Source organism: Endobacterium panacihumi (genome assembly GCF_050847465.1).
Lineage (GTDB): Bacteria > Pseudomonadota > Alphaproteobacteria > Rhizobiales > Rhizobiaceae > Neorhizobium > Neorhizobium panacihumi.
On sequence record NZ_JBOZRA010000003.1, the window covers coordinates 478,684 to 501,222 of the forward strand.

Genomic DNA, 22,539 nt, shown 5'->3' on the forward strand with positions numbered 1-22,539 from the left:
AGATGAATGATGGCGCTTCGTCCATACTGGAAGGGATATCTCAAACTGTCGCTGGTCACCTGTCCGGTGAACATGACCCCGGCGACCTCGGAATCTGAAAAGGTCCGCTTCCACACCCTCAACAAGGAGACGGGCAACCGGGTCGTTTCCCAGTACATCGACTCCGTGACGCGGAAGCCCATCCGTGATGAAAACGAGGCCAAGGGATATGCTCGCGGCGAGAACGACTATGTTATCCTGACCGACGACGATCTCGACAACGTGGCGCTTGACACCGTGAAGACGATCGACATCGAGAAGTTCGCTCCGGCTGACAGCATCGAATGGGTCTACCTGGAGAAGCCGCACTACCTGATGCCGGACAATGCTGTCGGGCACGAGGCCTTCGCCGTCATCCGCGATGCGATGAAGGCGGACAAGGTGGTTGGGATATCAAAGCTCGTCATCGGCCGCCGCGAGAAGGCCGTGGTGCTCGAGCCGCGCGACGACGGAATCGTCCTGTGGTCATTGCGGTTCGGTGACGAGGTCCGTCCGGAGGAAAACTACTTCGAGGAAATCGATGACAAAGCCGATCCGGATCTCATTCCGCTCGTCCAGAAGCTGATCAAGGCCAAGACCAAGCGGTGGTCGCCGGACATGGTTAGCGATCCGATCCAGGAAAGTCTGCTGGCGCTGATCGCCGAGAAGAAGAAAACGCTCAAGCCTCGGAAAAAGACTGGCAAGTTAAAAGACGTGGCCGCCCCGGCATCCAATGTCGTGAACATCATGGATGCTCTCCGCAAGTCGGTTGCCAACGAGCTCAAGACGAGGAGAGCCGGATGATCACAAGTGATGGAGAACTTGAACTCTGTGAACCCGTCCCGTTTCTCTATTACGAAAACGGCCAGATCGCGGTCACGGATGGCACTTCCGTCTGGCTGGTCATCGTGACATCCGAGGCATTGAAGGCAACAGCAAATCCGCCAGAGAACTCACTACGCCGCCTTGTCCGGTATGCGGAATACTATCGCGACCTGGCAGCGGCCTCTATGCGCAAAGGCGATGACATCGACGGGAAGGTATGGATAACCGAAGCTGACGTGCTGTCGTCTCCCCCGCCCGGTCTAACCTCAAAAGCAAGCTCGGAGGAAAATCATACCCAACTACGCTCGTGAATCTGGCGCGGTCTGATAGTCGCGTCATTCATGGCACGCGCCCTGGTGCGTATGAGGGCGACCGCTCGGGTGCGACTCTTGCTCGGGATACCACAACACGAGCTTTTGTCGGAAAAGCAAGAAGCTTAGATGTCGCGGTCCGCTGATCCATTGATCACGATCATCGTTCATATCCGGCATCTGAGCGCGCACGTGGCCATAGACAAATAGGTGCGCTCGTCTAGCTATTGCCAATGCGCAGCACGGAATAGGGGAACCGTCGCGTCCACCTGACCTCGCTGCGCCGTTTTTCAATAATTTTGACTGAGCCGGAGTGCCCAGATGCATTTGGTAGATCGTTCCTTCAAAGATCTGGTGGCAATGACCGCCAAAACGCCGCCCGAGCTCGGCGGTAGCACTGCCGCGCTGCTCTCTTCGTTGCTGGGTATTGCAATGTCTAAGATGGCGCTTTTGACGTCCGTCAAGAAACATTTCGACAACGATCTAATCGTGGCTCGCCTGGACGCTGTTGCTATGGACATCGCTTCGGCGCTTGAGAGGGATCAGAAGAGTGTCAAGCAACTCATCAATTCACTGAAGGACGATGCTGCCCCACAGGTGAAACGCTCGGCTCTGATCGAAGCAACACGCCAGCCGCTGGCCGCGTCCCACCTGCTGATCGATGCTATGGAGGTCCTGGTATCGGCTCGTGGGAAAGTGGATCAGTCCGTCACCAGCGATTATTACGGCGGGGCAGCTATGATAGCAGCTTCATTTCGAGCTGTCGTAATGGCGACCAATGCGAATCTCGAGGTGACTTCGCTCGCAGAGATAAAACAGCGGACGTCTCACGCGCGCTCGGAACTGCAGGCTAGATTCGAGCGTGCAACCGAGAAGCTGGGCCTCTTATCAAGAGAGTAGACCAATACGAGGAGGCCGCCCCCGCTCTCACGCCGCTTGCTTTGATATTTTTTCCAGCCTCTTTATCGCTTGCTCCAATGAACGCTGGCTGTCGCAATAATCCTGCCATACTGTGCTATCTTTCATGAGATCTGGCACAGTCCGGATCGTAAATCGCTTCGGATCAAGGCCTTTTTTCACCTGTGTCCAGCTAAGGGGCATCGAAACGGTCGCACCCGGTCGTGCTCGAGGCGAAAGCGGAGCAACCGCTGTCGACGTGCGATCATTGCGCAGGTAATCCAGGAATATGCGGCCATCCCGCTGCGCCTTGGACATCTTGATGAGATAGAGGTCCGGGTTATCACGCGCCATCGCCTGGCAAACGTCGTGGGCGAACGCCTTTCCTTGATCCCAGTTCAGCTTCTTGCCCTTCGGTATTGCAAGCGGCGTAACCACATGGAGCCCCTTGCCACCGGTGGTCTTGCAGAAGCTCACCAGACCGAGTTCTTCCAGACGGTCTCGGATCTCGCGTGCACCTTCGATCACTGTGTCGAAATCGACATTTGGCCCCGGGTCCAGATCGAAGACAAGACGGCCTGGGACTTCTGGATGGTACGGTTCGCAGTTCCAGGGGTGGAGTTCGGTTCCACCGATCTGCGCAACGGCTGCAAGTCCCTCGACGCGGTCGATCTGCAGGTAAGGTTGCTTATCCCCGGAGACCTTGACTTGTTCAATCAGGTTAGAGGTTCCCTGCATCGCATGGCGTTGGAAGAACTGCTCGCTGCCGATGCCGTCAGGTGTCCGGATGATCGAGCAGGGTCGCCCTTTGATGTGATCGATCAGCCAAGACCCGACTGCTCCATAATAGCGAGCAAGGTCCACCTTGGTAACGGGCTTGTCATCGAGCGCGCCAGGCCAGAGCTCCTTGTCCGGGCTGGAGATCAGTACGCCCATAACATCTACCTTCGCGCCCTTTCGCAGACGGGAGGTCGTTTTACGAGCAGGGGCAGGTTTCGCGCTCTTTTCAGGCTCTGGAATATCGACTTCATCCGGTTCTGCAGGTTTTTCGGCCTCAACCTCTTTTGCAGGCTTGTCCTCACGCAGACCTTTGAACGCTGCCTGTCGCACCTGACCGTCGGCAGTCCATCCGGCGAATTCGATCTCGGCGACGAGTTCCGGCTTCAGCCAAACAATATCGGCGGACTTCTTTGGGGCTCCGATTCCAGTGAAAGGCGAGTCTGAAGACTTCAGGGCCTTGAGCTTCGGCAGGATTTGACTGACGATCTTCGCCCCGTAGCCGGTTCCAACTCTGCCCACGTAGACAAAGTGGTTGCCGCGATAGACCCCCACCAGGAGCGAGCGAAAGGCACCGTTGGTCAGCGCATATGCACCTATCACGACTTCATGCCCTGCCCGGCACTTCGACTTCGCCCAGGTATCACTCCGGCCAGACTGGTACGGGGCGTCGCCCTTTTTTGACACGATACCTTCCAGAGACAACCGACACGCCGATTTAAGGACGGCATCGCCGCCCGTTTCGAAATGCTCGACGAAGCGCAAGCGAGCATCATCTTCGGAGTCGGACAGCAGTCTCGCTAGCCGTTCCTTGCGTTCCGTCAGGGGCAAATGCCTGAAATCCGCCTCGCCTTCAAAGAGCAAATCGAATGCAAAGAACACAAGATCATCGGTTTTACCTTCCGACAATGCGGCCTGAAGAGCCGCAAAATCAGGGGCGCCGTTCTCATCCAATGCGCATATTTCGCCGTCGACAATAACGTCCGGCAGTCCTGATGCAGCCTCAGCGATCGCGGGATATTTTGCCGTCCAGTCCAACCCCTTTCGCGTCTTCAGTGTCACTTTTCCGCCTTCGACCCGCATCTGGATGCGATAACCATCGAACTTGATCTCGTGGATCCAGCCTTTCGCTGAAGGTGGCCGCTGCAAAGTCTCGCATAGCTGGGGCGCGATGAAGTCCGGCATCGACGATGTCGATCCAGATGGTTTCGATTTGGCAGAAGCACCTCTTTTCTTCTGGCCGCCGGGATTTTTGCTTTCTGCTGCGCGTTCCTCCGCCGCCAGACCTTCGCTGCTATTCCAAACCGCATCGGCTTGAATCGGATCTCCGGTTGTCATGAACGGCTTAGGCTTCCTGCCCTTCCCTAAAGCGATCGCTTCCATCGTTCGGCCGGACGCGACGGAGGTGTCGTTCGCTTCGAGGACTGCTGCACCGTTCTCTTCGACCGAATAATCATCGTCGTGTTTGATCAACAACCAGTTCGTGCGTTTTTCGCCCTCGCGGTTGCGCATACGCACCAGCACGAAGCTTCCCTTTAAGCGATCACCATCGAGCGAGAACTTGAAATCCCCCTTCTCCAGTGCCTGCTCTGGTGTCCTGTTTCCCTCAGGCTCCCAGTAGCCACGATCCCACAGCATGACCGTGCCGCCGCCGTACTGTCCCTTTGGAATCGTGCCTTCGAAATCACCGTAATCCAACGGATGATCCTCGACTTCGACCGCTAAACGTTTGTCCTTGGGATCGAGCGATGGCCCCTTGGTGACGGCCCACGATCTGAACACGCCGCCTATCTCGATACGCAGGTCATAATGGAGACGGGTCGCATCGTGCTTCTGGATGACGAAACGACGGCGGTTCGATGACTTTATGGCCATCTCTCCGCTCGGCTCTACGGTTTTTTTGAAGTCGCGTTTGGCGCGGTATTTGCTCAGGTTGTCCGCCATGACAGAACCTCAACTGTTTTCGAGAGACCATATGCCGACAGCGACCCCCCTGGTCCTCGGATGGTCGGTTTCAGCGAGAGGACAGATCGGTGGCGCCGAGATCACCGAATGCGGCGCGAACAGCGTCCTCATGACCCGAGGCGATGTCGGCAGAAACCTCGATTTCCGATCCAAGTGGCGCATCGCCTCGCGAAACTTCATCGACCGTTGCTGCGTCACCACCGCTGATATCCACGCCGGACGAGTTCTCAGAACCGCTTGTCTGCACAAAGATATCCGTCCGATGGATATTGAGCTTTTGAACGAGATGTTCGACAGCGAGGTCCGCAGCCTCCCGTGTCGCAAACTTTGCGGTGACGGTCTTCGTGCTCATATCGGACATTACAACTCCTTCGCGTGTGGTGGGCAACGGACCGCTGCTGCTAAAGCAGAGCAGTTTTGGTGCCCGTTTCTTCTGCCCTCAACATCCTCAGCCGACCCATTGTTCCAAAAGGCGATGGCAACCGGGCACCGACTTGAGGAACAGAACCACGCGCACAGGGTTACGGCCTTGACAATGGAGGATGATGGAAATGAGAAACACTGCTCCGAGTGCTGGCGCTCCCGGCACGACTGACCAATCCCCGAGATGGGAAGGGCCTCAGGAAAATACGCCTCGCGGTTATCTCAAAGCCAAAGATGATCCGGACCGCGACGAAGATGCGGTTGGCGAAACGAACGCCAATCCACAGAAGAAGAACCTGTCTGACGCTTTGAAAACCAAAGAGGTCCGAGATGTCTAAGCCTGAAGATGACGCAAAAGGCCAATACGCCCCTTCGCAGGCAGATCGCAAAGCCTCAGGGGTTCACAGTGCGAAGCCAACTGTCATCACGGGCTCCGAAGATGCGACGGTGAACCGTGATCCTCCTGGTAAGAAAGCGGGCAAGGACTGGGACGTTAACTACGATCCCTCGGACCAGGACGAAGAAAAATTCAGAGGTTAAATCGATGCGCTTGCTGAAAGACTTTGCCATGCCTCGCATAGGCCGCTTGGATCGAGGATGACCATGCAATTTTGTAATCGCGACGACTTTCAAGAAACTGTGCAAGGATTATCGGAAGTGTTGGCTAAGCCGGAGCATTTCAGCCAAGTCGTGTGGAAGCTCGAGTATCTTAGTCGAACGGACTGGTACCATTTTTACGGCATGATACGAAGCGGCGAGGGCTCCGGCGTTGGTCATGTTTACGATCGAGTTGACTGTCAAGCTTCGAACACTCCTTTTGGTGACTGCGTCTCAGTCGCGCTCGGCTTTCACACCAACGCGTGCATTTCGACATACTCGGGTGAGCGTACAGTCGCGACAGACATCCTGGAGGAAGTCGAGACGCGAGGCTGCATCGACGCAGAGGTCGTGAGGATCGGTATCGAAGCGAGATCCTCGGAAATTGGGGGCCGGAAAGTAGTGGCGGTCACGGACATTGCATTCGTAGGATTGAGCGATATCGCGCAACGGAAGCACATGATCGGCATAACCTCGAACACACCTTCTTTGAAGTGGTGCAGAGATCGGCGGTTTATCAGCGCATTACCGATATTATCGCAGACCGCAGACTTTGGCTTTGCCGGATTGTAGGTGAATTTGGAGCTCGCATAAGACCGCACAACCCAGAAATTCGCTAGATGAAAAACCTACAATTGGGTATTCTAACGCTGCCAGGGGTGAAACCTTGCGTATGATTATGCTGCTCTTCGGTACCCCTCGGGAGTGGTCGCAGCCTCGAAGCTTGGTTTTGCAATGCGATAACCCTGAACAAGTGCGACGCCCAGATCCCTCAACACTGCAAGCTCCCCATCCGTCTCAACTCCTTCGCACAGAGGCGTTATATCAAGATCGGCGAGCATTCGCAGGGTGTGCTCCACGACCACACGCTTTACCCGGTCGGTGTCAATATGCCGGATAAGATCCATGTCCAGCTTCACCAGATCAGGCTGAAACTTGGTCAGCAGGCCCAAGCCGGCATGGCCCGCGCCAAAATCGTCGATGGCTGTCTTGAAACCGATTTGCCGGTACGTCTCAAGGATTTTCAAGACATGCCTTGTATCGAGTTGTTCGTCCTCGGTGAACTCGAAAATGATGCGATCGAGGGGAAAGCCCACGCGTTCCGCCGTGGCCAAAGTGAGCCTGATACAGGCTCGCGGCTCGTACACTGCGTTTGGCATAAAATTAATTGATAGTTTCGCGGTGTCATCGTGCTCGAGCAACGAGGCTGCCAGTTCGATTGCTCTGACGCGGCACTGCTGATCGAACGCGTAGCGGTTCACGGGATCAACTTTGGTCAGGACGCTTGCGGCGCCCTCGCCGTTAACGCCTCGCACCAAAGCCTCGAAGGCAAAGACATGACCCTTGCGAATATCGACGATCGGTTGAAATGCCATCGAAAACGGCAGTTTGAACGCTTCGCCCTGCCGACAACCTTCACAACCATTACGCATATCGACACCTCGCTTTTGCACAAACTGTGGGAAGCTCAGCTAATGGAGTGCTAAGGAAAACGAAAAATTCGACCATGAGAGAGGTCCGTCCGCTATCGTACTGAGGGCTCAGCGGTGCAACTGAGCTTTGTCCTCATGTGTTTCGACGCTGGCACAATGCCATCGTCATAGGACGAGAGACGACAGGAGCAGACAAGCCTCATGGGGATCGACGTAAAAGCCAAACCTCTCAAGTCCTATGGCAACGCTGAAGAGATCGATTTACCCGCTGGGTTTGTGGCAACTAGGCTCGTTGCCGAGCTGCAAAAAACCAACAAGCCGCTTTGCTATGTTGCTCTTAGCGAACGGCGTCTGGATGAACTTGCCGGGGCCATGCCTGCCCTTTTCCCAGAGATAGAAGTCGTCATTCTGCCGCCTTGGGATTGTCTGCCCTATGATCGCGTACCACCTTCTGCGCACTGCATGGGCCGGCGAATGGACGCATTGCGGATCTGGTGCACGACCCGGAACCCGGCAAAACTGCTGCTGACCTCAGTCGAAGCTACTCTGCAGCGTATCCCACCCCCGTCGGTCATCATGAAATGCCAGCTCGAACTTGCGGTAGGCACGCAATTTGATCAACCCGCTTTTTTCGAGTTCGTTCGGCGAACTGGTTATCTCGAGGAATCCGTCGCTGACGATCCAGGCGAGGTTGCGATTCGCGAAGGCGTTATAGACATCTATCCGGCCGGTGCACCCGGTCCGATGCGGATTGTTATCTCGGAAGAGGGTTTGATCGAAGAATTGAGAGGCTTTGACCGGGTTTCGCAGCGAACGGAGAGTTATCTCAACCGCGTGATTTTCGGTCCGGCATCCGAAGCGGTATCAACGCAAGTCGCGACGGAGAATACCGCGCCAGGAGCGGATACCATGGAGCGCTTGCTTCAGAATCTTTATTCAGACATGCCCACCGTGTTCGACTTTGCCGGCGATACCGCCCTCCATCTGGCTGCTGGGGCGCAAGAGCGGGTCACGCGGTATCTGGAAATCGTGGATGATGCTCGCCAATTCCGCCAAGGACACAGCGAAACCAACTCCATGTCCGCCCGGTCACTTTATCTCTCTCTCGAAGAGTGGCAGCAATACATCGGAAAACGTTCAGCCGATGCGCTCGATCTTCGAGGTAGTCGTCATCTACCGTCTGAAATAACGGAGGTTCGCCGACAAGACGCTTTGGTGGATGTGATCCACAACGAACTGCAGCAAGGCCTGACGGTGGTCATATCCGGGGACGGTAAGAGAGCTGAAGCGCTAACGCGGCGAGTTGTGAAGGCAAGCGGCATCACGCCTGTTTTGATCGAAAAGTGGGAAGCGGGAAAGGAGTTCGCCCCTGGATCTCTGCTGAGGTTGCATTGCGAGCTGGAGGAAAGCTTTATCGATGACCCGGCAAAGGTCGCGTTAATCGCTGTCTCGGACGGAACGGGAGCAAGTAGCGAGCCCATTAATCCCCTGGCCGAACCGGAGCTCCGGATCGGCGATGTCGTTGTCCACGAGAACTACGGCGTGGGCGTTCTCAAAGATCTGGAGACCATAGTCGTCGACGGCATACCCAATGACGCGGCCCGTTTGATGTATCGCGATGACAGCTCCGTACTCGTACCAATGGAAGAATTCGCTAAATTATGGCGTTATGGCTCTGAACCGGAGGCTGTAACACTCGATCGTCTACACACCGACGCCTGGCAAAAAAAGCGTGAACAGATCGCTTCAGACATCCATTCGACAGCGCGTCACCTTTTGAAAATTGCCCGGCAAAGGCAGAGCTCTCAAGCCGAGAAATTTATACCCCCACGTGCCGACTTCTCCGCATTCGTTCGGCGCTTTCCATACGCAGAAACAGCTGATCAGTCAGAAGCAATAGTGTCTGTGTTGGCCGATCTGGCGTCGGGAAAGGTCATGAACCGGCTCATCTGCGGCGATGTCGGCTTCGGGAAGACCGAGATCGCGCTGCGTGCCGCAGCGGCAGTATCACTCTCCGGCGGACAGGTCGCCGTCGTTGCCCCTACGACTGTCCTGGCACGGCAGCATTTTGCGACCTTCGAGCGTCGATTTGCAGGAACGGGTATCAAGGTCGCAATGCTGTCCCGCCTGCTCAAACCGAGCGAGGCGAAACGCGTCAAGGCGAAGTTGGCCGAGGGTGAGATAAATATCATCATCGCTACTCAGGCAATCCTCTCAAAGGACGTTCGCTTTTCCCGTCTCTCACTATTGGTCGTTGACGAAGAGCACCGCTTCGGCCTGAAGGAAAAACGCGCAATGGCCAGTCTCGCGCCCTCGCTTCATACCCTGGCAATGTCGGCGACACCTATCCCAAGAACGTTGCAGTCGGCCATGGTAGGTATTCAAGAAGTCAGTCTTCTAGCCACTCCGCCTCGCAAGCGCCGGCCCGTTCGAACCTCTCTTTCCATGGTTGACCACGTATCCATGCGCACCGGCTTGATGCGCGAATACCGACGTGGAGGACAAAGCTTCGTCGTTGTACCTCGGATTGAAGATATCGAGAGTATCGAGGCGATGTTGCGCGAGATTGTCCCGGAACTCTCGATCAAGGTAGCCCATGGCAAGATGCAGTCCGCGGTCATCGATGAAACGATCGTGGACTTTGCGGAGGGCCAGGGTGACATTCTGCTGGCGACGAACATCATCGAGACCGGCATCGACGTTCCGCGTGCAAATTCGATATTCATATTGCACGCGGAACAGTTCGGCCTGGCACAGCTCCACCAGTTGCGCGGACGGGTCGGGCGCGCGGCCGCACAGGGCATGGCTTATCTGCTTACGGAAGAAAGCAAGGAACAGGCTGAGGACACCCAGCGGCGGCTGGCGACGCTCGTTGACAACGACCGTCTAGGCGCCGGTTTCGCCATTAGCCTTCGAGATTTCGACTTGCGAGGTGGAGGCGACCTCACTGGCGATGACCAGGCTGGTCATATGAGGGTCATAGGCACTGGATTATATCAGACAATGCTTGCGCGCGCGGTCGCAAAAATGCGCAAACAGTCTCCCACGGCCTTCCATCGTCCCGTTTTGCACCTTGGTATAGCGGGCGTGATACCCGCAGATTATGTCGCAGACCCTTCTGTACGGCTCAACCTTTACGCCAAGCTGTTAAGATCATCTGCTTTGCGGGAAATTAATGATCTGGAAGAAGAATTCGAAGATCGGTTCGGCAATCCACCGCAAGATGTTACGCGTCTCCTGCGGCGGCAACGTTTGCAGCTGGCTGCAGGTAAACTCGGTATCACGAAAGTTGAAGCAGGACCGAAAGCAGTTGCGATTACGGTCACGAGCGCGACACCCGCACGTGTGATCGCTACGTTGATCAAGAGCAGCGGAGGCTTTCGCCGCGACGACAGGATCATCTTTGAAGTCACGGCACGGACTGGTGATGAGCAGCTATCGTTTTTCGAGCGGATTTTTGCCAGCCTTAGCCGGAAAACTAAGAGACGGTGATGGTTGCGCCCTGGTTGGGTTCCAGCAACGGCTTATCTGACGCGTAGGCGCTGGTCTTAGAGCGTGTCAGTTCAATCTGATTGCCCGGTGCGGCGTCCTGGCGATTCCGCCCGAATTACATCAATTCGTCTTCGGAAACGAGATGCATTGCGTCATCGCTTCATGCGTCCGCTTTCAGCATTTCTTCAATAACGAATGATAACAAATCCATAATTATTACAACTAGAAATATCAGGTCTTTTCGATGAACGGCGTCTTATTTTTCCTTGCGGTGAATTGTGTTGTTGGGTTGTGCTTCAGTGCGTTGTTTGCAGTCGTTTCCACCCGCTCACGTTCACGCAAGGCCGCGCTTTGGCTAGCGTCAGGCTTCGGTATCGCATCGCTATCGGCCATTTTCGAACTGTTGATCGCTTACACGGACTTCCCGAGAGTTTCCGCGCTCGGAGCGTTTGCGTCAGTGGTTGCTGGGATGGCCCTGCTTCGTGCCGGTGTGGGTGAACTCTACGGAAAACCGCTCGACAAGAGGGTCGGGATCGCATTCGTTCTCTTTACGGCGATCGGAAGCGACCTCATCTATGATCTGCCGCGAAGCTCGGCACTTCACGCCATATTATATCAGACACCTTTTGCCATTGCCGTCCTTTCGAGCGCATCTGTCGTCCTGTCGTCGCGCAGGCGACTTGCAGTCGACAAGTTCCTCGGCGGCCTCATGCTGGTAACTGGCCTCCAATTTTTTGCAAAAGCCGGGCTGACAGTGCTGGTCGGGACCGGATCCACGGCAGAAGACTATATCAGCACGAACTATGCGCTTATATCCCAGAGCTCTACGGCTATCCTGATGGTGGCGGTCGGACTGACGCTTCTCGCCGTTCTAGTGCTGGAGATCATGGCGGATCAGCAACACGAATCCGAGCAGGACGCACTATCTGATCTCCCCAATCGACGCGGTTTTGAACGGCGTGTCCAAACCCTGATGGCCGGGTTGCCGGAAGGACCGCATGCCGTGATTGTTTGCGACCTCGACCACTTCAAAAGTGTCAACGACACCTATGGCCATCACGTCGGCGATTTGGTCATCCAGGGGTTTGGAATGGTGCTTCGCAAATATGCGCCGGCTATCTCAGCCATCGGCCGCATCGGAGGTGAGGAATTCGCTGTCTTCCTGCCGAACACACCCGTGGATGTCGCGCTTTCTCTTGCACAGGCTTTTCGGCAGGCGGCAACACTCATGGAGGATCTTCCCGTGAGAACAACTGCAAGCTTCGGAGTTGCGTCGTTTGCTTCCGGCCCCGATTTGCAAGATGCTTTCCGACGTGCGGATATGGCACTATATGAAGCCAAGAATGCAGGTCGAGACCGAGTTAAACTTGCAACTGGTCGTGCGTAGGAACCGAGCAACGAGGATGTGGTGCCGCCAATGTCGACATGAGGCTGGCGAAGCAAGCGGACTTCGCAGGGCCTGCCGGCAGGAGCTTGCGGCTCGCTTGCAGAGATGCCGTGCCCGCGGTAACGCGTCTCCTGCAGGTTGTGTACCCGGCGTCTTGAAAAATTTCCTCGATCAGGATCTAGACCAGAGGCGCTTGGAATCCATGCGTCGTCCAAAGCCTGCCTGGGGTTGTCGATCCGTGGTTACCGGTCGGAATGGGAGATCAGTTCGCCCACGCCTCAAATCTCACGGCATATCTCTCAAGCAGCCCGGTCATCAGGCGCGGACAACAGATGTGAACCTATTGCGGGGGGCCGTGATACTTGACTGTGCATCGACATCACCTGAGGGCTCGGTCATCCACCACTGACCCATGTACACAATGGCACAAAGCAGAGCACAAAAGACGAGAATGGCGACCACAGCTTTTCGATGGCGCCGACGCCCGGCGGTTTAAGGCATTTTACTCGTCAAGTTTCAATACGGATCGCAGCGGCAGAGTATGCACGACAATCCCGTCACCAGTCGAGACCTCGAACTCGTCGCCATCGACGAGCTCACCGGCACGAACCTTGGCCGCCAACAGTTCTCTGGCAGCACTGTGCGCTTCTTCGAGCGCTGCTTCATCGGAGGGTAACTCAGAGCCTTCCGGATCTTTCTCAAGAACCCCGTTGATCCGATAGTTAAAGAAATACCTGGGCATCGCAGCTCCTATGATTGTGCAAGACAATTCGAGAGCACGGATTGGGTTCCACCGGACACGCGGCTTGGGATTGAGACTTCAGGATAATCGAACCGGCAGCGCATCAACTTCACCGACGGGAACCACAATCCCGACATAACGTCGCGGAAGGCCATCGCGGTCGCGGAAGCCGCGGCCGAACGATGCGACCGTCACATAGCGTCCTTGAGCATTAAGAGCTCGGTAGGTCTCGTGCTGATTCATATGCGTGATAATGCTGTCACTGATTGCCTTGGCAAGTTGCGACCGATCATCCGGATGGACGCGATCCAGATACGTCTCGATTGGGAGACCGCGCTCCGCTTCTTCCGGATCGACGCCGAAAAGGTCTGCAAGAGCGCCATCGGCTTAAAGGATATTTTCCGGGATATCCCAGGTGAAGAAGCCAGCGTCAGGCGTATCGCCGGCGGACCACTGGCTCGAGAACAAAACCTCATCGACCGAACGCATGGTACCTCCCAATTCTACCCTAAGGGACAAATTAGGATGCCGTAATTTGCCGTCAATGGTCACTTCTTCAGATAAATATCGTCGAGCACTTTGAGCACGGCTTGGACGTTTTCGTTCATCGCCGGTCCGTCCAATGAGTCCCTCGCCATCGAGTTTTCGCGACTGATGCTAACGTGCTTCAAATGCGCGACGAGCTGCGCGCGCTTTTGACCATCAAGATTTCTCAAACCGATCGGTTTTGGCATGATGAACTCCGTCCCTCACCGACAATTATCGCTTCCGACGTAGGATGTATATTCGATAATTGTGAAACATGCTTACATGAGCGTGGAGCCGGGAAAAACATCGGAACCAGGACGTGCATATGCTTTGCTTGCTTCCAGCTAAGCTGCGTGTGGTCTTACGATCATGTCTGCCCTCTTCACCAATGCAATGATGGCACCAAGATAGGGGCTGCTAGCGAAAATTTAACGCGCAGGAACAAAACCAGCGCTACCTGCTTCTAGGGTAGTGGAACGAGGAGCCAGATCATGCAAGATCCCAACCAGATAACCGATGCGCCAAGCGTGCAGTTCAACATCGAGGACGGGACTGCCAGCTACGTCTATCGCGAACAGACCTACACGCTACCAGGCATCTACGACGATATCGACGCGGCCCGCGCTGACGCCGAAGAGCAATGCCGAGGACTTGGATGGACGCCTCATCACGGCGCTCAGACACTGTAAACCGCCATGCAAGCTGGACTGGTGGTTTCGCCGTGTGCGAAGCGCAACAAGTCGAATGATGAATCCGTACGGTTCGCTTCCGGTCGCGCTTATCGCAGGATCGGATGACAACCATTCGGAAATTAAGGATATCATCCGTTCCGCACGGGCCAGCAATGCCAGGAAGCCGTAATGTCACAACGACTACAAACGTCATCCATCGATTTTGGTTTGCAGACCAAGGTCATTACATTCGATTGTTACGGGACACTCGTAGAATGGTACGAGGAACTCACGCGTGCGGCGGCTCTGGTCCTTGAAGCGCACGGCGCAGACGACGTATCTGCCGCCGCTGTCGTGGAGCGTTTTTCGCTTCACAGCAGGCAATTGACCGCAGGGAGACATTACCGGGCGTTCAAGGAGATCCTGCGGATCAGTTTCGAGCAGGCTTTCGGCGAAATCGGGATAGCCGCAAATTCAAACGAGCTCGATGGAATGGCGAAGGCACCGGCAAACATGGGGCCTCACCGAGATGTCCCTGAAGCTCTTCGCTTACTTAAAACTCGATACAAGCTGGCGATCTTCACGAACTCGGATGACGACCTGATCGCACCAACAGTGGAGCGTATTGGCGTGCCATTCGATCACGTCATCACGGCGCAGCAGGCCCGATCCTACAAACCCTCGCGGGAAATCTTCGATTACGCATACAGCCAGATGAATGTCATGCCGGACGAAACAGTCCACGTCGCGATGGGCATGTACACCGACATGAAGGCATGCCATGAGCTTGGATTGCGTGCCATATGGGTAAACCGCAGGAGCGAACACGGCAACCCGGCGTGGCAACCTTATTCAGAAGTCCGGGACATGAGCGGTGCTGCAGAGCTTTTGATGTCTGTTGCGCGCACCACTTGAATTCTACTGCAGCGCGTGCGTCTCGAAGCCTATTGTTCGTTCAACGAATTGACCCGCCAACGCCCTTCGCCTTCAGTGCAAGCCTGACCATTCACGGTGCCGCCCCCGCTCAATGATTGACGGGTGCTGATGAAGGCACGGCATGTTTTCCCGCTAGTGTCGCGGGTTTCGCTATAGCTCAAAACGCCTGCACTCCCCGTCGTTGGGCTCGCCCATGCCACACTGTTTGCTTGAGGTTGCAGGGCCGAGGCCATCGCCCGCTCGATAGCAACTGCGTCCGTGGCGACCGCACCGACGCCCGGTGTCGCGTGCGGAGGTACCGCTGCTTGGCGCACATCGTCGTCGTGGCCGCAGGACGCGAGCACCAGTGTAGAAATGACGATCGGTGCGACTTGCCAGTTTCGCCGCAGATATTTGTGCAACCGGATGTTCCTTGTCTGCGTGGATGCGGGAGGTTGCGAGATCGCCCCTCCCGCTCAAGTCATCAAAACTGTTTGCGCAGGCCGAAAGTTACTGCATGGCTTCTGAAATCGGTGCTCGATGCGGATCCATCGCGTGCCACGAAATCGAAGTCATCCGCTGCGGTGAAGCGGTAGCCTATGTCGAGAGTGGTGTTATCGAACAATGACATGTCGGAAAAAAGGCCGATACCCTGCAGATTGATGCCGACGCCCGCGTCCAAGTGGTACGCGAACTGGGTATCGCTATCGTCGATGTAGGTCGCGGTTCCCGCGACACCCTGCTTGCGCAGTTCCAGGTTCATGAAGCCGACACCGCCGCCGACGAATGGCGTAACGGCGCTGAAGAAGCCATCGTTCGTAAGGGGAATGTCGATGTAACCATTGATGTAACCCTGGAACGAGCGCGCGTCGCCGAAGGAATCGATCCCCGCAACACCAGCGCCATTGACGGAGTGAGCGTCAACCGACGCGCTGCCGTAACCAAGTTCCAGTTCGACGCGCGGGGATACAAACGCTATTGAGCCAAAATTGTAACCAGCGCGGACCGAGCTGTAGAAACCCGTGTCATAATCCGTGGAGATAGAGTTCCCGAGAGCAGAAAAGGACGTATCGTCCAGGAAACTGACGGAGCTCAGAGAGCCGACATAAAATCCGGACGCGGAGGGCACCACGACCGGAGCCTGTTCGACGGCCATGTCGGCGGCGTTGACCGCACCGACGATCGCGGTCGAGAACGCGCAGGTCAAAAGAACGCTTTTGAGAATATTCATGTCAGGTATCCTGGTTGAGAGGCCACATACGCCTCAATCGGAATTAGGTGACACCTCCTCGATTTCATCATCGCGATACAAACGAGATGGCTCCGGTAACCTGCTTCTCTGTCACTTGTGACAGATTGGTTACACCATGGTTCTCGCGGGTATCAATCCACCGATGTGCGGAAGTTTCCGAGCCTGTCTGGCTACACTCATCCAAAGCGCGACAGTTCATATCGACGGTCGCACTACCAGTTCTACTGGGCGCGACCGTGAACTTCGCCAACGGAACTGGACAGCTTCTCTGGAAATCTCCCCAGAAGAAAATATGCTGCCTGAACTCTGACGATTTCCTTGAATTGCGCAAGGATGCTGCCCGCCGCCCGTTGCGGCTGCATTAGAGCCAGGCGAACGCTCGCGTCCGCCATGTTGAAAAGCAATATGAGGGTGGTCTTGTATTGATCGCGCCTTCCCTCGTGCACGAAACGTGCGGTCGCTTCGTAAAAGTCACCGACTTGAAGGCGCGTCTCAAGAACATCCTGCTGCCCCAGTACCTTGCTGGCTTTGATGGCGTTCATGATGTCGATGGCTGACGTTTCCTGCCGCATGACTTCGTAATAGGCGTCGACCAAAAGCTCGGCTGCCGTCACTGCTTCGTCAGCAGTCTGGATGTTCCCTATAGCGCCTTTCAAAATGAAACGTGTTTCGGCGACATACTGCTCGTAGAGGGATGCGACAATCGCCTCCTTGTCCGGGAAATATTGATACACTGACGCAATCGGTCCGCCACTTCGTGACCCGATCTCCTTCATCGTGACAGCGTCGATGCCTTTTTCACCGATGAGATCCGCTGACACCCTGAGAATGTCTGACACCCGATCCTTGCTACGCTCTTGTTTCGGTATGCGTCGAAGGACGGTTTTCGGCGGCTTGCCAGGGTGGCGAGGACTGCTCATGCTGGATCCCACGTAGACGGTTGCGATGCCTATATCCAATGACCTATTCGGCCGTGCAGCGGTAGAGTCAAGGCAACGGTGTGTGATCAAGGTTCAGCAGCGTCGCTCTCATGGACACTCAACCTTGCCGGCCCATTGTCGTTCTCTTTGGAACTCGCGTCACCGTCATTTGTTCGGTCCGGCAGAGCACAGGAGGTTGACATGAGCAACGAAGACGCAATTCGCAACGCGGCCTACTCGAAATGGGAGGCGGAGGGCCGGCCGAACGGGCAGCACGATCGGCACTGGAGCGAAGCCGAAAAGGACATTGGCGGTTATGCGACTGGTGATGCCCAGACTTGGTCAGGCGATCATCACGGTGGCGTTTCTCCCCCAACCAGCGCAGGTTCGGCGGAAGATGAGCAGGTGCAGGAGCCCTCTAACGACTGGCCCGTCGCCTCTTCCCCTTCGGAGGAAGAAAATTCGGCCCCGTCTCTCGTAGACAAGTTCGATCCGCCAGACGCTGACCGAAGGACTTTCGGCAACGGCGATACCGATCGATCGTAATTGCCACTTTTGAGGAACGCTCATTTGAGGGAACACCGCGGCTCGGATGAACGACTTGATTGAGGCACTGCACAGACTGGAGGAACCCGGCAGCTTTGACGTCATCGCCAACCGGTTTGTCGACAACGCAAAGTGTACAACCCCTTCGTCCAGCACGGAGATGACGTGAAAAATTCAGCCGGAAGCACTTTATTCGGCTTATCATGCGGCCCTGGGCGCAGCCTATTCGGAGTTTCTGAGCGTAATTAAAGGCGATGGGACAAGGTCGCGATTGACGTGCCTGCTTCGATCCGCGGCACCTTACCACTCGGGTTACCGGCAAGATGCTTTCGCCAAGGAGAGCGATCCCGGCCCGAAGACTTCGGAGGCTTCGATCGATGCTCAGCGCCCGACAGCGGAGGCTGGCGCTGTGCGCGGCTACAGTCGAGACGAAATAGAAAACAGTCTGACGGGGAGCCAAGAACGTGCGACATCAGGAGCAAGACCCTTTCGGGTCGACCGACGTAACCACGGAGTACGAACGCGAGGGAAAGCCGGGAGGGAAGTCAGGATCTTCCAAGACAAAGATGGCGGTTGGGCTGACGGCAGTCACCCTGACGCTGTTTCTCTCATGGCTTCTGATCACTCCCTTCGACTCCGACCCGCTCCAGAGGGGGCGGCTCCGACCACCCTTTCAGGAGCAAAAGGGCCGTGAGCGAAACCTGTCTCCACGTTCGTCCGCAAGCGTACCCTCGCCTGAAACCGGATCGGCCGCAACGATGTGTGCATCAAATGATTGATCGATTTTGCCTATGGAGATCCCGCGAGATAACGCACGCCAAAACCGTCCGTGTCCGAACGGCGATACCTGCACTGCGCAATTTCGCACGCCGTTTTTGTAGACAGGATGGTAATGTCGATGACCTGGTCCACGAGAGTTACAAAAGCGCGCTCATCAATCTCGATGGGTTCCATGAAGGCATTCGACACAAGTCATTGCTTCTCGTGCGCGCGACCGGTACACAATCACCTTCCCTGGACGCGGACTTTGTACGTCTCTTTTGGGATTGGGTATGCGTGCGGCTGGCCACCTTGACGGATGAATCCTTTTCGCGACAAGCAGCTGGCCATTTCCGGCGCGTCATAATCCATCGCAAAGACCCGGCTCTCTTCCATGTCACGATAACCTTCAAGCCTACAGGATGCGAGCGCGTCGCTGTAGGCGAGCTCGAGGGCCCGGTCGCCATTCACTGGTACCGCCCCGTAGAGATGCCAAGTCGTTTTGGCATCAGCCCCTGATGCTGCGGCTACGACACCCGTAATAAGAGTCACCACAAATTTTATACGCATGAAGATCTTCCTCTGGACCCATGCCGCCTGAACGAGCGGCTAGCGGCTTGGTTCCATAGCCAGCTCACGCTAAGATTGAAACAATTCCTGACTTTTGAGGCACGAGCTTCGTCCACCTTAGGCGGTCACCCTTGGCTGCCTTACGTTACCTGTCGCTTCCTGCGCGGCACCGTGTACTTTATGCTGCCATCGCCGATACATTGCTTAACCTTTCATGGCAGCTTTTTGGCATCGCCGGAAATTTGATCTGACGTCGAAGCGAAGCCGTCTACCGTATATAAACGATGGGTGACAATCAGCGGATCCTGCTACACTTTCGCAAGGCAATCGACGCTGCCCCCATAACGCTCTTGGAGCCAGAGATTTACTCGACACGGACAACACCACGTCGACGGCCTTTCGCTATTCGTCGAGCCGCCCGAAGTTCTTCAAGACTTGGCCGCCACCAGCCCCGGCCGAGTTCGCGATCACCCGGCTCCTCCCGAGCAGGCCACGTGTGGATGAGCTCATCGACGGTTGGCGCACGCCAGCTTGCCCAGACATGCTCTTCGTCCGCGTGGCGATAAAACTCGCCGATCTCCTCGATATCCACGAGTTCGCCCGTCACTTCGGAGAAGACAACGATCCCGTACTGAATGGTTGCGACAGGACGATCAGGCGGCGGAAGGTCCTTGCTCGGCACGGGAAGCCGTTTCTTGCGGCGTTCCAGGGATCGACGCTTCGCTTGCGCTTCCTCCGCAGTCCCCTTCCGCGCCTCAGCGCGCTTGCGCCGCTCTTCCGGCTCGTTTCGTTTCGCGGCTTCTTCGATAGTCTCCCATCGCTGCTGCAGCTCGTCATAGGAAGCATACGGAACCTCCCAAACCTTCTCATCGCCATTCCATCGCGCGAATGGGATCTGCCTCAACTCGTCAACGACAGTCCTCGAATAAGGCGTGCTGATCCTGAAACCCCGGTCGTAGACGGATAAATATGGGCTGAGAATGGGCTCGAACTCGTAGGCATCGCGACCTCGCTCCTCCTCGAAGGGACGCCTCCGCGCGGCTTCGGTCTCCAGCCATCGATCAATGCGGCGACGGGCAGTGGTTCCAGGCACGGTCCAAGCCTGAAGGGCATCGCTCCAGCGCGCGCGGGGAAACGTCTCGCGGAAACGAGCCACGGTCATCCGGTCGAACTGGAATGAGACCGTTTCTGGTTCCCCTCGGGAACGCTCGTCTTTGGCGGCTTCTTTCTGCATTAATAGGAAACGCCCGGCAGTCACGGCGGTTTCCATCATGAGAGTGACTTTTGCAGGAAGTGAAGCGCTCTCTGCGCACCGCCCGATGAGATCGTGTGCCCGACTGCTGGGAGGATATCGATTTCGACATTAAAGCCTGCCGCTTCTAGCTGGCTTGCGGCCATTGTCGATGCCATGGAAGGTATCGTCCGATCGTCCTTCCCATGCACCAGAAGGACAGGCGTCTCGATGCTCTTCGATGAAACTTCCATCGGCGGAAGAAGGCCCGCGAACGAGACGAGCGCGCCAACCTGCCAGCGACCGGAAGCGACGCCATCGAGCGAGACAATGGCACCCTGTGAGACCCCAACGAATGCCACACGATCAAGCCTGGCCCTGAACCCTTCGCGACGAATGATGTCGGAGACGGTTCGGTCGAACCCCTGGCGCGCCGATTGGATGTTCTCGGTCGCGAGGGGATTGCCGTCGATACGGAACCACTGATGTCCCCGCCAATGCGTGAATGGAGCATCCGGGGCAGAAAAGCGACTATTCGGGAGTGCTGTACGCCAGGAAGTGGCGAGCGGCATCAACTGCGCCCCGGAAGCACCTATTCCGTGGAAGAAGATGATTAGACTATCCCGAGCTGACATGCCGATCCTGCGGTTGACGGAAGACAAGCCGAGGGCGCTCGACCGTTTGCGGGAGCGCCCTCAAACCCCGCGCACGAACATCGACGCGCGACGGAGAGGTCGCTACGGAGGCTGCGCTGATTGCGGGGCGGCATGGATTAGATGGTGCTTGCATACGCTGGACACAAGGGCGTAGCCATGCACGGGCAGGATGTCTGCCATCGCGGTGTCGCCGTTGAAAGCGACCGTCTCGCCAACCACTTATGAAAAAACCCTCAACAACGACGAAGATGGCCTCATGGTAAGCAGGATCCGCAGGACTCTGACCGTGGAAGAACGCGCGGCAGCATTCGAGCATACGAACAAGGTGGCCTAGGAGGCGGCCGAGGAGGGACGCCGTCACCGCGAAGAGAAAAGTGCCAAGCTTTGGGCACTCCGGCTCGCAGCCGGCACGGGGCTCGCCAGATTAGTCCAGCATCGTACGGAACCAGCCCTTTCCTTGCGAGTTCACGACCACCAACCAAGGATTCCAATATGGATCACATTTCCAATCCCAAACATACAGACGCTCATGGCAGCATCACCTCCCGCCGCCTCGCCAAGGGCTACAGCCTCGACGACCTTGCGATCGCGACAGGCCTGACAGTGGAAGAGATCACTGCGACCGAGGAAGGCCGTGGCTCGGCAAATCACGTCGGGCGCATCGAGGGCGTTCTCAAATAATCCGGCTGGTCCGCACAAGCTGGTGCCGCGACCGGGACGCGCTATCAAAGGCAATCGGTGTGTGGCGCCCGTCTCAGAGGTGATGCCGTTCTACGGCGCCAGGCACTCGTCGCAGATGCCGCATCCGTCCTCATCTATGGCGGAAGCATTGCACGGTAGGCAGCAACAGAGGCAGGCACGCAGATCCAGTCGGTCGGCGCGCGGCTCAGGCGGAAGAATTTCGATCAAGTCGTCTGGATAGGTCGTGTCGGTCAGGTCGTCCATCTCGGGCTCCAATGGAGGATGCACTTCAGATGGTGAGCATCCGCGTAAGCGCAAGATCGGTACCCTGGGCGACTAGAATTTTTGGCAACGCCACCCTTGCAGGAGTTCGAGAACTCGTGGATGTTCAAGGGATATCTGGCGACAATTCTCTACGTTCCCTCGATGGGTGCATGTGGGCTAATCGATTTGGTCAGCCGACGTCGAAATTGGTTCATAGGCCCAACCGTCGAAAGAGCATTCGCTGGGCGCACTTCCCAGCGGCGAAGGGGCCGATCATTGTTCTTCAGATCTCGGTCTCAATCGGAGTTGGCTGGTCCTAGACTGATCGTCCTTCAAGGTGTGATGTCGACATGATCCTGAAGCGCTGCCCTGTCCATGAAGATATCGGTGCTGCCAGCCTGATGAGCGGGATGGGAGACTTCGATGTCGATTTCAGGTGGAAGGGACAGGGCCTGCTCAGTGTTCATGAGGCCAACAGGAATACGATCTCCGTCGGCGCTGGTGACCAAAACTTCGACGATAGCGCGCTTCATCAGGTACTCCTCTTTCTGGGACGACTGAAAAGCAAACAGAACGGGACTCACAATGTTCCGGTTCTTCGAGCAATCAACTGCCGTGCCGATGAATTCCATAGACCTTAGATGCAAAAAGGCCACTCTTTCGAGTGGCCCTCAAGCTT

General features: G+C 56.3%; 26 protein-coding genes. 13 read left to right on the forward strand and 13 right to left on the reverse strand.

Going from position 1 to position 22,539, the window contains the following annotated elements; all coding sequences use genetic code 11:
- Positions 1-9 precede the first annotated feature (9 nt).
- From ku to ACRQ1B_RS17820, 3 genes are all read left to right on the forward strand, one after another.
- Complete coding sequence (gene ku / locus ACRQ1B_RS17810; RefSeq protein WP_432295307.1) at positions 10-822, forward strand: non-homologous end joining protein Ku; 813 nt, start codon at positions 10-12, stop codon at positions 820-822.
- Positions 819-1,154, forward strand: a complete 336-nt coding sequence (locus ACRQ1B_RS17815; protein ID WP_432295168.1) for a hypothetical protein — start codon at positions 819-821, stop codon at positions 1,152-1,154. Before ku ends, ACRQ1B_RS17815 begins: the two co-directional genes overlap by 4 nt.
- 321 nt (positions 1,155-1,475) lie before the next feature.
- Positions 1,476-2,054 carry a cyclodeaminase/cyclohydrolase family protein gene (locus ACRQ1B_RS17820; protein ID WP_432295169.1) on the forward strand — a complete coding sequence of 193 codons (579 nt, stop codon included), beginning with the start codon at positions 1,476-1,478 and terminating at the stop codon, positions 2,052-2,054.
- A 27-nt stretch (positions 2,055-2,081) separates the two neighbouring features.
- Here ACRQ1B_RS17820 and ligD read toward each other — a convergent pair whose 3' ends face one another.
- Positions 2,082-4,772 (reverse strand): DNA ligase D, encoded by a 2,691-nt coding sequence (gene ligD / locus ACRQ1B_RS17825; protein WP_432295170.1) that lies wholly within the window; start codon positions 4,770-4,772, stop codon positions 2,082-2,084.
- A gap of 70 nt (positions 4,773-4,842) precedes the next feature.
- Positions 4,843-5,154 carry a hypothetical protein gene (locus ACRQ1B_RS17830; RefSeq protein WP_432295171.1) on the reverse strand — a complete coding sequence of 104 codons (312 nt, stop codon included), beginning with the start codon at positions 5,152-5,154 and terminating at the stop codon, positions 4,843-4,845.
- A gap of 190 nt (positions 5,155-5,344) precedes the next feature.
- On the opposite strand from ACRQ1B_RS17830, the gene ACRQ1B_RS17835 reads away from it, so the two are divergent.
- Together ACRQ1B_RS17835 and ACRQ1B_RS17840 are read left to right on the forward strand one after the other, a co-directional pair.
- Positions 5,345-5,554 carry a hypothetical protein gene (locus tag ACRQ1B_RS17835; RefSeq protein WP_432295172.1) on the forward strand — a complete coding sequence of 70 codons (210 nt, stop codon included), beginning with the start codon at positions 5,345-5,347 and terminating at the stop codon, positions 5,552-5,554.
- On the forward strand, positions 5,547-5,756 hold the full coding sequence (locus ACRQ1B_RS17840) for a hypothetical protein (protein ID WP_432295173.1): 210 nt from the start codon (positions 5,547-5,549) through the stop codon (positions 5,754-5,756). Before ACRQ1B_RS17835 ends, ACRQ1B_RS17840 begins: the two co-directional genes overlap by 8 nt.
- 734 nt (positions 5,757-6,490) lie before the next feature.
- Here the strand turns inward: ACRQ1B_RS17840 and ACRQ1B_RS17845 are convergent.
- Positions 6,491-7,246 (reverse strand): EAL domain-containing protein, encoded by a 756-nt coding sequence (locus ACRQ1B_RS17845; protein ID WP_432295174.1) that lies wholly within the window; start codon positions 7,244-7,246, stop codon positions 6,491-6,493.
- Between the two features lie 201 nt (positions 7,247-7,447).
- Between ACRQ1B_RS17845 and ACRQ1B_RS17850 the strand changes: the two genes are divergently transcribed.
- Positions 7,448-10,738, forward strand: coding sequence for a DEAD/DEAH box helicase (locus tag ACRQ1B_RS17850; RefSeq protein ID WP_432295175.1), 3,291 nt, complete (start codon positions 7,448-7,450; stop codon positions 10,736-10,738).
- Between the two features lie 244 nt (positions 10,739-10,982).
- Positions 10,983-12,125: a GGDEF domain-containing protein gene (locus ACRQ1B_RS17855; RefSeq protein WP_432295177.1), complete on the forward strand. Its 1,143-nt coding sequence runs from the start codon at positions 10,983-10,985 to the stop codon at positions 12,123-12,125.
- A 502-nt stretch (positions 12,126-12,627) separates the two neighbouring features.
- Here ACRQ1B_RS17855 and ACRQ1B_RS17860 read toward each other — a convergent pair.
- Together ACRQ1B_RS17860 and ACRQ1B_RS17865 are read right to left on the reverse strand one after the other, a co-directional pair.
- The gene (locus ACRQ1B_RS17860; protein WP_432295179.1) at positions 12,628-12,867 is read right to left on the reverse strand and encodes a DUF6894 family protein; all 240 of its coding nucleotides are present in this window, start codon (positions 12,865-12,867) and stop codon (positions 12,628-12,630) included.
- Between the two features lie 78 nt (positions 12,868-12,945).
- Positions 12,946-13,191, reverse strand: a complete 246-nt coding sequence (locus ACRQ1B_RS17865; protein WP_432295308.1) for a PAS domain-containing protein — start codon at positions 13,189-13,191, stop codon at positions 12,946-12,948.
- On the opposite strand from ACRQ1B_RS17865, the gene ACRQ1B_RS17870 reads away from it, so the two are divergent.
- Positions 13,099-13,401, forward strand: coding sequence for a hypothetical protein (locus ACRQ1B_RS17870; RefSeq protein WP_432295180.1), 303 nt, complete (start codon positions 13,099-13,101; stop codon positions 13,399-13,401). The two genes, ACRQ1B_RS17865 and ACRQ1B_RS17870, sit on opposite strands and share 93 nt — an antisense overlap.
- A gap of 14 nt (positions 13,402-13,415) precedes the next feature.
- On the opposite strand, the gene ACRQ1B_RS17875 is transcribed toward ACRQ1B_RS17870, so the two are convergent.
- On the reverse strand, positions 13,416-13,601 hold the full coding sequence (locus ACRQ1B_RS17875) for a hypothetical protein (RefSeq protein WP_432295182.1): 186 nt from the start codon (positions 13,599-13,601) through the stop codon (positions 13,416-13,418).
- 285 nt (positions 13,602-13,886) lie between these two features.
- Here ACRQ1B_RS17875 and ACRQ1B_RS17880 point away from each other — a divergent pair, with 285 nt between their 5' ends.
- Positions 13,887-14,084, forward strand: coding sequence for a hypothetical protein (locus ACRQ1B_RS17880; protein WP_432295184.1), 198 nt, complete (start codon positions 13,887-13,889; stop codon positions 14,082-14,084).
- Positions 14,085-14,255: 171 nt separating this feature from the next.
- On the forward strand, positions 14,256-14,981 hold the full coding sequence (locus ACRQ1B_RS17885; RefSeq protein WP_432295186.1) for a haloacid dehalogenase type II: 726 nt from the start codon (positions 14,256-14,258) through the stop codon (positions 14,979-14,981).
- A gap of 29 nt (positions 14,982-15,010) precedes the next feature.
- On the opposite strand, the gene ACRQ1B_RS17890 is transcribed toward ACRQ1B_RS17885, so the two are convergent.
- The 3 genes from ACRQ1B_RS17890 to ACRQ1B_RS17900 form a co-directional block, all read right to left on the reverse strand.
- Positions 15,011-15,235: an RT0821/Lpp0805 family surface protein gene (locus ACRQ1B_RS17890; RefSeq protein ID WP_489753108.1), complete on the reverse strand. Its 225-nt coding sequence runs from the start codon at positions 15,233-15,235 to the stop codon at positions 15,011-15,013.
- A 230-nt stretch (positions 15,236-15,465) separates the two neighbouring features.
- Positions 15,466-16,212, reverse strand: a complete 747-nt coding sequence (locus ACRQ1B_RS17895; protein ID WP_432295188.1) for an outer membrane protein — start codon at positions 16,210-16,212, stop codon at positions 15,466-15,468.
- A 242-nt stretch (positions 16,213-16,454) separates the two neighbouring features.
- On the reverse strand, positions 16,455-17,153 hold the full coding sequence (locus tag ACRQ1B_RS17900) for a TetR/AcrR family transcriptional regulator (protein WP_432295190.1): 699 nt from the start codon (positions 17,151-17,153) through the stop codon (positions 16,455-16,457).
- A 201-nt stretch (positions 17,154-17,354) separates the two neighbouring features.
- Between ACRQ1B_RS17900 and ACRQ1B_RS17905 the strand changes: the two genes are divergently transcribed.
- The gene (locus ACRQ1B_RS17905; RefSeq protein WP_432295191.1) at positions 17,355-17,699 is read left to right on the forward strand and encodes a DUF2934 domain-containing protein; all 345 of its coding nucleotides are present in this window, start codon (positions 17,355-17,357) and stop codon (positions 17,697-17,699) included.
- Positions 17,700-18,704: 1,005 nt separating this feature from the next.
- Here the strand turns inward: ACRQ1B_RS17905 and ACRQ1B_RS17910 are convergent.
- The 3 genes from ACRQ1B_RS17910 to ACRQ1B_RS17920 all read right to left on the reverse strand — a co-directional run bounded on the left by ACRQ1B_RS17910 (position 18,705) and on the right by ACRQ1B_RS17920 (position 20,894).
- Positions 18,705-19,028 (reverse strand): hypothetical protein, encoded by a 324-nt coding sequence (locus ACRQ1B_RS17910; RefSeq protein ID WP_432295193.1) that lies wholly within the window; start codon positions 19,026-19,028, stop codon positions 18,705-18,707.
- 364 nt (positions 19,029-19,392) lie between these two features.
- Positions 19,393-20,262 (reverse strand): hypothetical protein, encoded by an 870-nt coding sequence (locus ACRQ1B_RS17915; protein ID WP_432295310.1) that lies wholly within the window; start codon positions 20,260-20,262, stop codon positions 19,393-19,395.
- A 35-nt stretch (positions 20,263-20,297) separates the two neighbouring features.
- Positions 20,298-20,894 (reverse strand): alpha/beta hydrolase, encoded by a 597-nt coding sequence (locus tag ACRQ1B_RS17920; protein WP_432295195.1) that lies wholly within the window; start codon positions 20,892-20,894, stop codon positions 20,298-20,300.
- A 190-nt stretch (positions 20,895-21,084) separates the two neighbouring features.
- Here ACRQ1B_RS17920 and ACRQ1B_RS17925 point away from each other — a divergent pair, with 190 nt between their 5' ends.
- Both ACRQ1B_RS17925 and ACRQ1B_RS17930 read left to right on the forward strand, forming a co-directional pair.
- On the forward strand, positions 21,085-21,249 hold the full coding sequence (locus tag ACRQ1B_RS17925) for a hypothetical protein (RefSeq protein WP_432295196.1): 165 nt from the start codon (positions 21,085-21,087) through the stop codon (positions 21,247-21,249).
- Between the two features lie 158 nt (positions 21,250-21,407).
- Positions 21,408-21,596, forward strand: coding sequence for a RodZ family helix-turn-helix domain-containing protein (locus ACRQ1B_RS17930; RefSeq protein WP_432295197.1), 189 nt, complete (start codon positions 21,408-21,410; stop codon positions 21,594-21,596).
- Positions 21,597-22,192: 596 nt separating this feature from the next.
- Here the strand turns inward: ACRQ1B_RS17930 and ACRQ1B_RS17935 are convergent.
- The gene (locus tag ACRQ1B_RS17935) at positions 22,193-22,393 is read right to left on the reverse strand and encodes a hypothetical protein (protein ID WP_432295198.1); all 201 of its coding nucleotides are present in this window, start codon (positions 22,391-22,393) and stop codon (positions 22,193-22,195) included.
- Between the last annotated feature and the right edge of the window lie 146 nt (positions 22,394-22,539).

What these genes read in the sequence shown, in the direction of transcription:
- ku (WP_432295307.1), top strand. Translation starts at nt 10, where the DNA reads ATGGCGCTTCGTCCATACTGGAAGGGATATCTCAAACTGTCGCTGGTC.
- ACRQ1B_RS17815 (WP_432295168.1), top strand. Translation starts at nt 819, where the DNA reads ATGATCACAAGTGATGGAGAACTTGAACTCTGTGAACCCGTCCCGTTT.
- ACRQ1B_RS17820 (WP_432295169.1), top strand. Translation starts at nt 1,476, where the DNA reads ATGCATTTGGTAGATCGTTCCTTCAAAGATCTGGTGGCAATGACCGCC.
- ligD (WP_432295170.1), bottom strand. Translation starts at nt 4,772, where the DNA reads ATGGCGGACAACCTGAGCAAATACCGCGCCAAACGCGACTTCAAAAAA.
- ACRQ1B_RS17830 (WP_432295171.1), bottom strand. Translation starts at nt 5,154, where the DNA reads ATGTCCGATATGAGCACGAAGACCGTCACCGCAAAGTTTGCGACACGG.
- ACRQ1B_RS17835 (WP_432295172.1), top strand. Translation starts at nt 5,345, where the DNA reads ATGAGAAACACTGCTCCGAGTGCTGGCGCTCCCGGCACGACTGACCAA.
- ACRQ1B_RS17840 (WP_432295173.1), top strand. Translation starts at nt 5,547, where the DNA reads ATGTCTAAGCCTGAAGATGACGCAAAAGGCCAATACGCCCCTTCGCAG.
- ACRQ1B_RS17845 (WP_432295174.1), bottom strand. Translation starts at nt 7,246, where the DNA reads ATGCGTAATGGTTGTGAAGGTTGTCGGCAGGGCGAAGCGTTCAAACTG.
- ACRQ1B_RS17850 (WP_432295175.1), top strand. Translation starts at nt 7,448, where the DNA reads ATGGGGATCGACGTAAAAGCCAAACCTCTCAAGTCCTATGGCAACGCT.
- ACRQ1B_RS17855 (WP_432295177.1), top strand. Translation starts at nt 10,983, where the DNA reads ATGAACGGCGTCTTATTTTTCCTTGCGGTGAATTGTGTTGTTGGGTTG.
- ACRQ1B_RS17860 (WP_432295179.1), bottom strand. Translation starts at nt 12,867, where the DNA reads ATGCCCAGGTATTTCTTTAACTATCGGATCAACGGGGTTCTTGAGAAA.
- ACRQ1B_RS17875 (WP_432295182.1), bottom strand. Translation starts at nt 13,601, where the DNA reads ATGCCAAAACCGATCGGTTTGAGAAATCTTGATGGTCAAAAGCGCGCG.
- ACRQ1B_RS17880 (WP_432295184.1), top strand. Translation starts at nt 13,887, where the DNA reads ATGCAAGATCCCAACCAGATAACCGATGCGCCAAGCGTGCAGTTCAAC.
- ACRQ1B_RS17885 (WP_432295186.1), top strand. Translation starts at nt 14,256, where the DNA reads ATGTCACAACGACTACAAACGTCATCCATCGATTTTGGTTTGCAGACC.
- ACRQ1B_RS17890 (WP_489753108.1), bottom strand. Translation starts at nt 15,235, where the DNA reads ATGGCCTCGGCCCTGCAACCTCAAGCAAACAGTGTGGCATGGGCGAGC.
- ACRQ1B_RS17895 (WP_432295188.1), bottom strand. Translation starts at nt 16,212, where the DNA reads ATGAATATTCTCAAAAGCGTTCTTTTGACCTGCGCGTTCTCGACCGCG.
- ACRQ1B_RS17900 (WP_432295190.1), bottom strand. Translation starts at nt 17,153, where the DNA reads ATGAGCAGTCCTCGCCACCCTGGCAAGCCGCCGAAAACCGTCCTTCGA.
- ACRQ1B_RS17905 (WP_432295191.1), top strand. Translation starts at nt 17,355, where the DNA reads ATGAGCAACGAAGACGCAATTCGCAACGCGGCCTACTCGAAATGGGAG.
- ACRQ1B_RS17910 (WP_432295193.1), bottom strand. Translation starts at nt 19,028, where the DNA reads ATGCGTATAAAATTTGTGGTGACTCTTATTACGGGTGTCGTAGCCGCA.
- ACRQ1B_RS17915 (WP_432295310.1), bottom strand. Translation starts at nt 20,262, where the DNA reads ATGCAGAAAGAAGCCGCCAAAGACGAGCGTTCCCGAGGGGAACCAGAA.
- ACRQ1B_RS17920 (WP_432295195.1), bottom strand. Translation starts at nt 20,894, where the DNA reads ATGTCAGCTCGGGATAGTCTAATCATCTTCTTCCACGGAATAGGTGCT.
- ACRQ1B_RS17925 (WP_432295196.1), top strand. Translation starts at nt 21,085, where the DNA reads ATGTCTGCCATCGCGGTGTCGCCGTTGAAAGCGACCGTCTCGCCAACC.
- ACRQ1B_RS17930 (WP_432295197.1), top strand. Translation starts at nt 21,408, where the DNA reads ATGGATCACATTTCCAATCCCAAACATACAGACGCTCATGGCAGCATC.
- ACRQ1B_RS17935 (WP_432295198.1), bottom strand. Translation starts at nt 22,393, where the DNA reads ATGAAGCGCGCTATCGTCGAAGTTTTGGTCACCAGCGCCGACGGAGAT.